This is a genomic window from Streptomyces sp. NPDC058239 (assembly GCF_042882185.1).
In the GTDB taxonomy this organism is placed as follows: domain Bacteria; phylum Actinomycetota; class Actinomycetes; order Streptomycetales; family Streptomycetaceae; genus Streptomyces.
Genome location: NZ_JBHVWS010000003.1, coordinates 167,276 through 179,265 on the forward strand (window position 1 = coordinate 167,276; position 11,990 = coordinate 179,265).

The 11,990-nt window shown below is 71.0% G+C and carries 11 protein-coding genes and 1 tRNA gene; 4 read left to right on the top strand and 8 right to left on the bottom strand.

Annotation, left to right across the window (positions count from 1 at the left end; genetic code table 11):
* Nucleotides 1-62: 62 nt before the first annotated feature.
* The 5 genes from ACFVYE_RS05745 to ACFVYE_RS05765 form a co-directional block, all read right to left on the bottom strand.
* Nucleotides 63-347 carry a hypothetical protein gene (locus ACFVYE_RS05745; protein ID WP_389604250.1) on the bottom strand — a complete coding sequence of 95 codons (285 nt, stop codon included), beginning with the start codon at nt 345-347 and terminating at the stop codon, nt 63-65.
* On the bottom strand, nt 344-1,078 hold the full coding sequence (locus ACFVYE_RS05750; RefSeq protein ID WP_389604252.1) for a hypothetical protein: 735 nt from the start codon (nt 1,076-1,078) through the stop codon (nt 344-346). Before ACFVYE_RS05750 ends, ACFVYE_RS05745 begins: the two co-directional genes overlap by 4 nt.
* 220 nt (nt 1,079-1,298) lie before the next feature.
* Entirely contained in the window at nt 1,299-1,550 is a 252-nt protein-coding gene (locus ACFVYE_RS05755; protein WP_389604254.1) for a hypothetical protein, read from the bottom strand.
* A 58-nt stretch (nt 1,551-1,608) separates the two neighbouring features.
* Nucleotides 1,609-4,494 (bottom strand): glycoside hydrolase family 2 TIM barrel-domain containing protein, encoded by a 2,886-nt coding sequence (locus ACFVYE_RS05760; RefSeq protein ID WP_389604256.1) that lies wholly within the window; start codon nt 4,492-4,494, stop codon nt 1,609-1,611.
* A 155-nt stretch (nt 4,495-4,649) separates the two neighbouring features.
* Nucleotides 4,650-4,734, bottom strand: a tRNA-Leu gene (locus ACFVYE_RS05765).
* 183 nt (nt 4,735-4,917) lie between these two features.
* Here ACFVYE_RS05765 and ACFVYE_RS05770 point away from each other — a divergent pair.
* The 3 genes from ACFVYE_RS05770 (at nt 4,918) to ACFVYE_RS05780 (ending at nt 7,529) form a co-directional block, all read left to right on the top strand.
* Entirely contained in the window at nt 4,918-6,243 is a 1,326-nt protein-coding gene (locus ACFVYE_RS05770; protein WP_383975074.1) for a M20/M25/M40 family metallo-hydrolase, read from the top strand.
* 164 nt (nt 6,244-6,407) lie between these two features.
* Nucleotides 6,408-6,641 (top strand): chaplin ChpH, encoded by a 234-nt coding sequence (gene chpH / locus ACFVYE_RS05775; RefSeq protein ID WP_383975077.1) that lies wholly within the window; start codon nt 6,408-6,410, stop codon nt 6,639-6,641.
* Nucleotides 6,642-6,779: 138 nt separating this feature from the next.
* Nucleotides 6,780-7,529, top strand: coding sequence for a chaplin (locus tag ACFVYE_RS05780; RefSeq protein ID WP_389604258.1), 750 nt, complete (start codon nt 6,780-6,782; stop codon nt 7,527-7,529).
* Nucleotides 7,530-7,596: 67 nt separating this feature from the next.
* On the opposite strand, the gene ACFVYE_RS05785 is transcribed toward ACFVYE_RS05780, so the two are convergent.
* Nucleotides 7,597-7,785 (bottom strand): DUF5703 family protein, encoded by a 189-nt coding sequence (locus ACFVYE_RS05785; RefSeq protein ID WP_277325291.1) that lies wholly within the window; start codon nt 7,783-7,785, stop codon nt 7,597-7,599.
* 47 nt (nt 7,786-7,832) lie between these two features.
* On the opposite strand from ACFVYE_RS05785, the gene ACFVYE_RS05790 reads away from it, so the two are divergent.
* A complete protein-coding gene (locus ACFVYE_RS05790) occupies nt 7,833-8,492 on the top strand; it encodes a hypothetical protein (protein ID WP_389604260.1) in 660 nt (219 codons plus the stop codon).
* A gap of 63 nt (nt 8,493-8,555) precedes the next feature.
* Here the strand turns inward: ACFVYE_RS05790 and ACFVYE_RS05795 are convergent, their stop codons facing one another.
* A complete protein-coding gene (locus ACFVYE_RS05795; RefSeq protein ID WP_389604262.1) occupies nt 8,556-10,895 on the bottom strand; it encodes an ATP-dependent RecD-like DNA helicase in 2,340 nt (779 codons plus the stop codon).
* The gene (locus ACFVYE_RS05800) at nt 10,892-11,875 is read right to left on the bottom strand and encodes an aldo/keto reductase (protein WP_383976173.1); all 984 of its coding nucleotides are present in this window, start codon (nt 11,873-11,875) and stop codon (nt 10,892-10,894) included. The genes ACFVYE_RS05795 and ACFVYE_RS05800 overlap by 4 nt, the downstream gene beginning before the upstream one ends.
* Between the last annotated feature and the right edge of the window lie 115 nt (nt 11,876-11,990).

Here is an 11,990-nt window from a genome sequence, read left to right on the forward strand (position 1 = left end):
CTGCCGGGGTGTCCGCACAGTATCGCCCGTTCCGCCCGCCCACCGGGGCCCTGCCCCCGCACTCAGGCGTTCGGCAGCGTCACCTTCTCCGGGGCGCACCCGATGCGCTCGGCCTCGGCGGAGACATAGCCGGGCAGCAGCTCACCGGTGAGGTCGAAGCCCTCGTCCGTCGGCTGATCCAGCTGCTCCACCATGAAGATCACGGGCCCGGTCTGGCAGCTCGCCCGGTAGACGCCCCGCGACCCGTCGAGCCGGCCGAACCCCTTGGAACCCTTGAGAGGCAGACCGGCCTTGTGTGTGTCCCCGGAGAAGATCTCGGTCAGCGCCGGGTCCGTCACCGTGGTCATCCGTACGACGGGGGAGTAGGTGCCACCGGACTCGCAGACCCGGGCGGGCCCGCCGTCGTCGCTGACGCGAGTCTGCTCCAGAGCCTTGCGGTACGCCGCTGGGACGGTGAGGCCCTTGAGCCCGCACAAGGGGCGTTGGTCTTCGTGTCCTGCCGGTCCACGAGGGCGGGCAGGGTGCGGGGTGTCCGATAGGTGCCGGAGCAGCCGAATTCGCGGATGACCCCATTGGCCGCCTCCACCACCGTGCGGGTCAGGGCGGCGCGGTCCTCCCGGTCGTACTCCGACCCGGTGTCGAGTCCGGCCTGTCCCATGCCGATGTCCACCACAGTGGGACCGGTGAACTCGTCCCGTCCCGTCCCGTCCCGTCCCGTGCAGCTCTGCGGCAGCGCCAGCCAGGCGCGCGACGACGAGGTCATCCCGGGCAGCCCGTCCCCGAGCGACACCATGCCGGCCGCGAGGAACTCCTGCGGCCACTCGTGCGCGTCGGTGCCCCGGAGGCCGTCCAGCCGGTGCACCCGCAGGGTCACTTGGCGGCGAGGATCGTCGTCCTTGTAACTGGTGATGCGGCACTGCCCGTACGACGGTTCCCGATCGCGCGGATTGGCCTGCAGGGACTGCTCCTCGACCTCGGTCCTGCGGTCACCGAAGAGGTCCGACATGGTCGAGTCGCCGAGAGAGTCCCAGCAGGGGGCGGGGCCGAGCAGCGGAAGCGTGTCCGTCCGCCAGGCCACCGCACCGGCTCCGAGGAGAGCACCGGCCAGCCCGGCGGCAGTGACGGCGCGAGCGGTACGGCTGCGGAACAGGCGGCGCAGAACGGGGGTGTGCGCGGGGCGGGCTCCTGCTCCGGGGACGGACCCGGCTGTGGCTCGTGCGCCTGCGCCTGCTCCTGAGGAACTGTGGTCCTCTCGCCGTCCACCGCCGCTGCCCCGTTCTCTTCGGTCTCTTCGCCGTTCACGCCACCCCACCGGCCCCGCATCCGATGCGCTTGCTCACGGACTTGGTGAAGTTCGTGAACACCTGCCGATCCTCGGGCCGGCCCGCGCCCTTCAGGCCGGACTGGACGTTTCCGCAGAACACCGTCTGCCGCCCGTTGCACTCGGTGCGTACGAGTCCGTTGCCGGGCCCCTCGGGGAGCCCCTTGAACAGCGCGACCAGGCGCGGCTCGCCCGCCATCACGTACTGCGCCGCCGGCTCGGCGGGCATCCGCAGCGCGCCACACCACCGAACAGGTCTGGAGCCGCTCCCCGCCTGCCGCCGCAGATCAGCCGGTCGCCGAGAACACGAACGAGAACTCCGCAGCCTCCGCATCGAGCCGGTACTCCGGCAGCACCCCCGGCCCGCACGACTGCGAACCGATCCCCTGCACCGCATGGTCCAGATTGACCCAGACGGTCTCGCCGGCCCGCAACTGCGGTACGTGCTCCGCCGCATCCAGCTGCTCGCTCGTCCACCGCCGCGCGGTGAACCAGAACGGTGCACCCCCCTCGACCCGTACCCCCACCCCGCAGCCGTCCGTCAGCTCCGCCCACCGGACATCGGCCCGCGCGCCGTTCTCCTGGGGCCGGACGTACGGGGTCTGCATCGCATCCACGGACATCTGCCACCGCCCGAGCACCGAAGCGGCCCGGGTGTCCGGGTACGCCTCACCGGGCCCGCCGCCGAACCAACGCGCCCCGCCGTACGCGGCAGGCAGCCCGAACCGGATCCCCAGCCGGGGCAGCGGCACCCGCCACTCGCCCTCCGGCACCACGGACACGGTCAGCCCCAGCCGCTCCCCGTCGGCTGTCCACCGGTACGCGGTACGCAGGCCCTGGCCGACCCCCGCCGGTGCCACCCGGGCCCGTACGACCAACGCGTCCTCGCCCACCTCGATCGCATCGGTCCGGTGCCGCATCCGGTGCAGGCCCAGCTCCCGCCAGCGCAGCCCGTATCGCTCACCGGGCTGCCACGCCGCGCCGTTGTCGTTGTCGGTGGGCGCCCGCCACACATCCAGTCGCAGCCCCTCGACCGGCACCGCTCCCAACCGCACCAGCGCCCCGGTCGCCGCGTCGAAGACCCCGGCCCCGAGGGTGATCACCCCCTCATTCCGCTCCGGCCGCTCACCCACCGCAGCCGCAGGAGTGCCGGGTGCCCCGGCCTCCACCTGCCCCCACGCCACCACATGTCCGCGCTCACCCCAGGCGGTGTCCCGGGCGAGCACCGCCCGTACGGTCCATACCCCGTCGCCCTCCATCGGCAGCCCCACCTCGGCCGATGCGCCGGGCGCCAGGTCCGGCACATCGAGCGCGCCCGACCCGACGAGCGCGCCGTCCACCTCGTACGACCACACGAAGTCCAGGTGCTCCAGCCCCGCGAAGTCGTACCCGTTGGAGATCCTGACCGCGCCCGCACCCGCCACGGGCTCGATCCGTACGGGTTCGACGACTTTCTTGTACTCGATCAGTCCGGGGGAGGGGGTGCGGTCGGGGAAGAGCAGTCCGTCGCAGACGAAGTTGGAGTCGTGCAGCTCCTCGCCGAAGTCCCCGCCGTAGGCGAAGCCGTGCTCGGAGTGGGCGATGCCGTGATCGATCCACTCCCAGATGAAGCCGCCCTGACAGCGCTCGTACCGCTCGAACAGCAGCTGGTACTCACCGAGTCCGCCCGGACCGTTCCCCATCGCGTGCCCGTACTCGCACATGATGAAAGGCATCGCCCGCCGCCGCGCGTCCGACTCCGCGTCGCTCCAGGGCTCCTCCGCCCGCTTGCCGATCAACTCGACCTCGGCGTGGGCCGGGTACATCCGCGAGTACAGGTCGACGTCCCGACAGGACGGATCGCCCTCGTAGTGCACCAGCCGCTCCGGATCCCGCCCCCGGATCCACTTCGCCATCGCGGTCAGCCCTCGCCCCGACCCGCACTCGTTGCCGAGCGACCAGATGATCACCGACGCATGGTTCTTGTCGCGCTCCACCATCCGCGCGGCCCGGTCGAGCAGCGCCGGCGTCCAACGCCTGTCGTCCACCGGGTTGTTGCGCCACTCCAGGCCGGCAAAGCCATGAGTCTCCAGATCGCACTCGTCGATCACCCAGAGCCCCAGCTCGTCGCAGAGATCGAGAAAGGCGGGATGCGGCGGATAGTGGCTGGTCCGCACGGCGTTGATGTTGTGCTGTTTCATCAGCACCAGATCGCGCCGCATGGTGGCCGCGTCCACGGTCCGCCCGGTCTCCGGATGGAACTCGTGCCGGTTCACCCCGCGGAAGAGCACCCGCCGCCCGTTGACCCTGATGACACCGTCCTGCACGACGACGGTACGGAACCCCACCCGCAGCGGAATGCGTTCGGCGGCCGTCACCAGCTCCCCGTCGTACAGCCGGGGTGTCTCGGCCGTCCACGGCTCGACCGCCACGGTGACCGTCTCGCCCGTTGCCGCATCGACGCCCAGCTCGGGCAGGACGATCCGCCCCTCGGCCCCGTCGCACTCCACCCGCAAGATCCCGGACCCGTCGCGATGGTCGTACCCCGCATGCACGAAGAAGTCCCGGGGCGCACCCTGCGGCCGCTCCAGCAGCGTCACGTCCCGGAAGATCCCGGGCAGCCACCACTGGTCCTGGTCCTCCAGATAACTCCCCGACGACCACTGGTGCACCCGTACGGCCAGCACATTGCCCCCGGCCCGCAGCAGCCCGCCGACCGCGAACTCGTGCGGCAGCCGCGATCCCTTGAAGTGGCCGAGCTCCTGTCCGTTGAGCCAGACCCGGGCGCAGGACTCCACCCCGTCGAAACGGAGCACGACCTCGCTGTCCCCGGGCCACCCGCCGGGCAGATCGAAGGCCCGCAGATGATCCCCGGTCGGATTCTCGGCAGGCACCCGCGGCGGATCGACCGGGAAGGGGTACACCACATTCGTATACGCAGGAGCCCCACCGGCCCCTTGCAGCACCCAGTGCCCCGGAACCGCGACCGTTCCCCACCCCGAAGCATCGAAACCGGGCCGCACGAACGACTCGTCCTGCGCGGCGGCGCCCGGCGAGAGCCGCAGGCGCCACTCCCCGTTCAGCGACATCCGCCCGGCATCCGACCCCGCGTACCAGGCTCGCGGCTCCAGCCCGCCCGATCCGGGGCCCATGTCCTCGTACCAGGGCAGGGTGGGCGTGTGTGTGCGGCTCATGGGACTCCTCGCTCGGCGATGGCCTCCGTGCTGCTGGACGCTAGCGAGGAATGAACCGTTTCAACAAGGGTTGTGCCCTGCCCCGGCCCATGTGCGACCGTACGGGTACAACGCGGAATGCCGACCAGGATCGCTCCTGATCGGCATTCTCTCTGTGTCCGAGGGGGGACTTGAACCCCCACGCCCGATAAAGGGCACTAGCACCTCAAGCTAGCGCGTCTGCCATTCCGCCACCCGGACAAGGTGTCTGTCTCGCGGGCCCGGCCCGTTCCGACGTGGAAAACAATAGCAAACATTCGGGGGTGCTCGATCACGCCAGGGGGAGTGTGAAGGGCGCATGACGAGGGGTGGGGGGCCTTGGGCGTGCGGGCCGGGCGCGGGAGGATGAGGGGGAGCACCACGGTGACAGTGGAAGGAAGCAGTGTGAGCGAGACCAACACGGCCCGGACCGTCTCGGGCGAGGACGAGGTCGTGGACCTCTGTCGTGAGCTGATCCGGATCGACACCAGCAACTACGGGGACCACTCGGGGCCGGGGGAGCGGGTCGCCGCCGAGTACGTCGCGGAGAAGCTCGCCGAGGTCGGGCTGGAGCCGCAGATCTTCGAGTCCCACAAGGGCCGGGCCTCGACCGTGGCGCGCATCGAGGGCGAGGACCCGTCCAGGCCCGCGCTGCTGATCCACGGGCACACCGATGTGGTCCCGGCCAATGCTCACGACTGGACGCACCACCCGTTCTCGGGCGAGGTCGCGGACGGCTGCGTGTGGGGCCGCGGCGCGGTCGACATGAAGGACATGGACGCGATGACCCTCGCGGTCGTCCGCGACCGGATGCGCAGCGGCCGCAAGCCCCCGCGCGACATCGTGCTGGCCTTCCTCGCGGACGAGGAGGCGGGCGGTACGTACGGCGCGCGGTATCTCGTGGACAAGCATCCAGGCCTCTTCGAGGGTGTCACCGAGGCGATCGGTGAGGTCGGCGGCTTCTCCTTCACGGTGAACGAGAAGCTGCGGCTCTACCTCGTCGAGACGGCCGAGAAGGGCATGCACTGGATGCGGCTCACCGTGGACGGCACCGCCGGTCACGGCTCGATGACCAACAACGACAACGCGATCACCGAGCTCTGCGAGGCGGTCGGACGGCTGGGGCGGCACAAGTGGCCGGTCCGGGTGACCAAGACCGTACGGTCCTTCCTCGACGAGCTGTCCGATGCGCTCGGCACCCCGCTCGACCCGGAGGACATGGAGGCCACGCTGGCCAAGCTGGGCGGCATCGCCAAGATGATCGGCGCCACGCTCCGTAACTCCGCCGCTCCCACCATGCTCGGTGCCGGCTACAAGGTGAACGTGATCCCCGGTCAGGCCACCGCCCATGTCGACGGCCGCTTCCTGCCCGGTTTCGAGGACGAGTTCCTGGCCGATCTGGACCGGATCCTCGGCCCGCGGGTGAAGCGCGAGGACGTGCACGGGGACAAGGCGCTGGAGACCAGTTTCGACGGTTCGCTCGTGGACGCGATGCAGATCGCCCTGAAGGCGGAGGACCCGATCGCGCGTGCCGTCCCTTACATGCTTTCCGGCGGTACCGACGCCAAGTCCTTCGACGACCTCGGTATCCGCTGCTTCGGGTTCGCCCCGCTGAAGCTGCCGCCGGAGCTCGACTTCGCCGGCATGTTCCACGGCGTGGACGAGCGTGTACCCGTGGACGGTCTGCAGTTCGGTGTGCGGGTGCTCGACCGTTTCATCGACAACTGCTGAGTCTCTGCCGCTTTTCCGCTGATTCTCCGCGTCAACAATCGTCAGCGTGTGCGTATTTGACCGGAACGAGTGAAAGGAACCATACGCTCGTAGCCCAATTACCTCTTCCTCGTTACAAGTGATGCGGTCCGCGGCTGGGACCGCATTGCCAACTAGGAGGAATAATGATCAAGAAGGTCGTCGCTGCTGCGGCTGTCACCGGTGGTCTGGTGCTCGCGGGTGCGGGCATGGCCGTCGCGGACTCCGGTGCCCAGGGCGCCGCTGTCGGCAGCCCCGGTGTGGTCTCGGGCAACGTCATCCAGGTGCCCGTGCACGTGCCGGTGAACGTGTGTGGCAACACGATCTCCGTGGTCGGGCTGCTGAACCCCACCTTCGGCAACACCTGCGTCAATGCCTGACGTTGTGCGTCAACCCGTAAGGGTTTGAATCCGGTCGGCCCCGGAGTGCACGCCATGCACTCCGGGGCCGCTGGGTAATCAGCCCCCGCACGGTCAAGTCCGGGGGTATTCCGGAAGGTAGAAGGCAGGAAACAACCTATGCGACAGGTCACGCGTAAAGGCCTGATCACCATGGCGGCTGCGGGCGGCGTGCTCGCGCTGAGTGGCGGTTACGCGCACGCCGACGCGGGAGCGGCCGGCAGTGCATCGAATTCCGCGGGGGTGCTTTCAGGGAATTCGGTCCAGATCCCGGTCGACGTACCGGTCAACGTATGCGGCAACTCCGTGAGCGTCGTGGGACTGCTCAACCCGGCCGCAGGAAACACCTGTGGAAACGGTTCGCAGAGCACTGCTTCGGGCCGCCACGCCTCGGACGGTCAGATGTCCGGTGACCGGACCCGGGCGCACCGGGCGGGGACCGGCAAGCACCGGGCCGTCACGAGCGACACCGGGAGCGGGGCAACGGCCGAGGGGGTTACGAGCGGCTCGCCCGGTGTGCTTTCGGGCAACAACATCGCGGTGCCCATCGACATCCCCGTGAACGCCTGCGGGAACAGCGTCACCATCGGGGGACTGCTCAATCCCGCCTCCGGCAACGACTGCGGAAATGTTCCGGATGTCGTCACGCCGCCGGTCGGCACTCCGGTGACCCCGGTCACCCCGGTCACCGAGAACCAGCCCCCGGCACCCGGACCGCGAAACGTGTCGAACGCGCACGAGACACAGAACGTCGCGCAGCTCGCACACACCGGAGCGGGCGGGCTCGACCTGCTGATTCCGGCGAGCGTGGGCCTGCTGCTGGCAGGTGCGGGCACGGTGCTGTACCGCCGCGCCCGGATGTCCGCATAGCGGACCGAGGCGGCGACGCAAGCACGGCGAAGGGAGCGGGCCCCGCGACTGCGGGGCCCGCTCCGTGTCACCAGGTGGCCCGGAGCTGGCGGATGATCCGTCGGCGCAGCCGCACCCTGCGGCTGCCGTCACGGCGCAGCGTCAGTCGGTCCAACTCCCAGTGCCCGTACTCGGCATGGTCGGTCAGCAGGCGGGCCGTCTCCTTCCGGGACATCCCGCGCGGCACGTACACATCGACAAATTCGTATTCCGGCATCGCATCTATTGTGCGGGCAGAGCCCGTGTACGGATAGCGTCTGCACTATGTCTGATGCTGCGCAGCCCACCGCTGCCGAGGTACGCGCCGCCGCCGAAGCGATCAAAGCCGCGCTCGACCATCACCTCGAGGCGGTCGAACGCCGGACAGGGGACGATGATCCCGCTGTCTATGACGCGTTCAACGCACTGGCCGCTGCCGCCGAGTTCTACGACGAACTGCTCTACGACCGCTACGACGAGGTCACCCCTTTCGAGATCCCGGGTGCGGAGGATTCCCTGCCGCCGTACACCGGCCCCGAGGAGCCGAACGCGCTCAGTGTGCTGATCCGGCGCGACTACGCGGTGGTGGAGCCGCCGCGGCTGCTCGCACAGGCCCAGCGGATCGCCGACCTCGATCCGGACGATCGCGCCGACGGGAGCGCCGCGGTGGTGGGCTCCAGCGTCCATGCCGCGCTCGGAGTGCTCTTCGGTGAGTACGAACCGGACGAGATCGCTTCCCGGCATACGGAGTTCGGTCTGGAGGAGGGCGACTCCACGCTCTGGGTCACGGCTGCGGAGGAGCTGCCCGAGGCGGGGGAGTGGCTCGGCGCACCGTTCGACGATGCGGACCCGCAGCTGGTGGTCTGCCGCTTCGACGTCAGCGCCGTCTTCGACGAGGACGAATCGGACGAGGAGCCGGCCGGCCTGGTGGTGGACAGCTCCTGATCCGTCCGCCGGACGGGCTCGAAACCGAGCCCGTCCGGCGGTGGCGGACAGGGCGCGACCCGGTCATCCGGCCGGAGCCTCCAGCAGGGTGCGCAGTCGCGTCGTGCGGTCCTGGGCCGGGGGCTGGGCGACCGCGCGCTGGAGCGCCTGATCCACCCCGTGCACGACGGACAGATGCCGCTCCCCGCGGCTGAAGGCCGTGTACACCCAGGAGCGGCTCAGCCCCTGGGCGGCGTCACCCGGCAGCACGACGACCACTGCGGGCCACCGCATCCCGGCCGCCTGGTGGGCGCTGAGGGCCCAGCCGTGGCGTACGGACGACTCCACCCGCTCCTGCGGTACGACGACCTCCGTGCCCGCGCAGTCCAGATGCAGGCCCTCGGCGTCGGCCGAGACGACCACCCCGGGCACGGTCCTGCCGGGCGCCGGGACATGGACGACACGGTCGCCCGGGTCGAAGCCGCCGAACCGCCCCGGACCGGGGTTGAGCCGCTGCTTCAGTGCCGCGTTCAACGCCCGGGTGCCTGCCGAGCCACCGTGGCCGACGGTGATCACCTGCGTGTCGGCCGACGGTACGCCGATGGCGCGCGGCACCGAGTCGGCGACGAGCTGCACGGTGCGGTGCACCGCCTCGCCCGCGTCGCGCACGGGGACGATCACCACCTCCTTGCCGGGCGCCGCGACCTGGTTCAGCTCGCCGATGCCGATGCCGGAGACCAGTTCGCCGATCGGTCCCGGATCCGGCGTACGGGACACGATCTGCGGGCAGGCACGGGCATTCAGTACGTCGGCGAACACCCGCCCCGCACCGGCCGAGCCCAGCACGCCCGGGTCGCCGCTGAGCACCAGCCGGGTGCCGTCGGCCAGCGACTCCACGAGGATCGCGGCGGTCTCGACGTCCAGCTGCGGGGCGTCCAGCACGACGAGCAGGTCGACGGCGATCGCCCCCTCCTCGTCGCGCCCCGGGCCCTCCGCGCCGCAGAGCAGTCCGGCGAGTGTGACGGCCGCCGACGGATCGCCGGTCGCCTCGGCCAGCCGACGCCTGCCGTCGACGCTGTGCACGGCACCCAGGGCGCGCAGTCCGAGGCCGCGGGCCGCAGTGATCAGCGCGGCGGGTTCGGCCCTGGCGGCCTCGCCGCCGGTGTGCGCCACGAGACCATGGGCCGCGACCGCACGGATCAGCTCGGCCGCCGACGGGGAGCCCGCGGCCGAGGCCGGCTCCGTCCAGTCGGCGTCCTTCTCACAGGCGTTGACCAGGCGGGCCAGACCGTCGGCGAGGCTCTCCTCGGCGAGTGCGTACCGGTCGAGACCGAGCAGCACCTGTACCGGCTCCTGCCCGGCCCGGTCCTCCGCGTTTCCGTCGGCGTCCTCGCCGGGTTCCGCGGGTGCCTCGGACTCCTGGTCGTCCTGCCCGTCCTGGAAGACCAGGACGACGCCCTCGGCGACGGCATGCTGCACGGCCGATTCGGGGTCGGTCACCGAGCGCTCGGCGAGCGCGGCACGTACGGCCGTCGTGTCCAGAGCCGTATGACCCTGGAGCGCGGCCCGCTCCAGCAGCCAGCCGACCAGGGCCGCGGTGCGCCGCTCGTCGTCCGGACCGCACTCGGTGCCCAGCATGGCCCGCGCGAAACCGTCGGCCTGCTCGGGCCTGACTCCCGGCACTGCCAGCAACTTCCACGGGTCCTCGCGCAGGGCATCGGCGGCCTGTGCGCCGAGGGCCTCGGCCGCCGGGCCCGCCAGCGCTCCGGGCGCCCCGCCCTCGGCCAGTACGGCGGCCACCGCGGCGACAGCCTCCGGTGAGGCGCCCTGCGGAGCCGGGGCCTGCTCGGGCGCGCGGGGGCGTACCGGAGCGGGCGTGGGAGCGGCCCGGCGAGGGGCGGCGGCAGGTGCGGGCGAGTCGAAGAACGCGGCGGCGGGCTTCTCACCGCTCTCCACGGCACGCACGGCCGCCAGCAGATCGGCCGCCTGGCCGCTCAGCTTCGCACCGGCGGCGATGGGGCCTTCCTTCTCGGCCTTGCGCTTCTCGATCCGCTCTCTCAGCTCACGCTGGGCGGCGAGCTCGGCCTCGGCCTCGGAGAGCGGTGCGGCCGCCGCGTCCACGGCGCCGTCGGCCGCGGCTGTCCCGTCGGTGTCGGTCGTGCCGCCCGTATCGTCGGCCGCTTCATCGGTGTACGTCATGCCGTCGGACCCGGCGCCGTCTTCGGCTGCCTCCTCGGTCCCGGAGGCGTCGTCCTCCGTCTCCGCGGCGTCGGCGGCGTCATCGGCCGTCGTCGATCCCTCGCCGCCGTCGTGACCCTCGTCCTCCGAGGACGGAGCGGGCACGGCGGCGGAGGGGTCCGCGACAACGCTGTCGTCGTCGGCGGCCGGGGAGCCGGGGGTTTCCCCCCGGGGAAGCGCAGTCACAGCGTGCTCCAGTCCTGGTCCGGATAGCGGTGCACGGGCGCCGACACGTCGTCGAGCGCCTGGCAGATCTCGTCAGGAAGACTAAGCGCCTCCACTGACAATGCCTCCGTGAGCTGCCGCGCGTTGCGTGCACCGACGATCGGGGCCACCACTCCCGGCCTGTCCCGCACCCAGGCGAGAGCCACCTGGAGCGCCGTCGTGGCCAGGCCGTCGGCCGCTGTCGCCACCGCGTCCACGATGCGGCCGGCCGGGTCGTCGAGATACGGCTCGACGAACGGGGCCAGCAGCTCCGAGGCGCCGCGCGAGTCCGCCGGAGTGCCCGTCCGGTACTTGCCGGTCAGCACCCCGCGGCCCAGCGGGGACGACGGCAGCAGCCCCACGCCCAGATCGAGCGCGGCCGGCAGCACCTCGCGTTCCACGCCCCGCTGCAGCAGTGAGTACTCCATCTGCGTACTGGCCAGCCGGGTGCGCACCCCGGGCGAGGCGAGCTGCCAGGTCGCCGCCTTGGCCAGCTGCCAGCCGCAGAAATTCGACACCCCCGCGTACCGGGCGCGGCCGGTGGACACGGCCAGGTCCACCGCCTGAAGGGTCTCCTCCAGCGGAGTCACCGGGTCGAAGGCGTGGACCTGCCACAGATCCACGTAATCCGTACCGAGCCGTTCCAAGGAGGCGTCCAGCGCGGCCAGCAGATGGCCGCGGGATCCGTTGAACCGGCGGTAGGGGTCGGCCACGCCGCCCGCCTTCGTCGCGATGACCAGATCGCGCCGTGGCACCAGGCCCTCGGTGAGCCGCCCGAGCAGATATTCGGCCTCCCCACCGCCGTACACATCAGCCGTGTCGACCAGCGTGCCGCCCGCTTCCCAGAAGGCTTTCAGCTGTTCCGCGGCGTCGTGCTCGTCGGTGTCCCGGCCCCAGGTCAGGGTGCCGAGCCCGATCCGGGACACTCGAAGGCCGGTGCGGCCGAGATGCCTCTGCTCCATGAGCGCTGAGATTACTGGCCAGAGCCCCACTGGGCGGAAGCCTGTGGACAACCCGGCATCAAGTCGCCCCTGCCGGAACCCGTTGCCGCGCGCTAGAGTCCGAAGTTCAGGGACG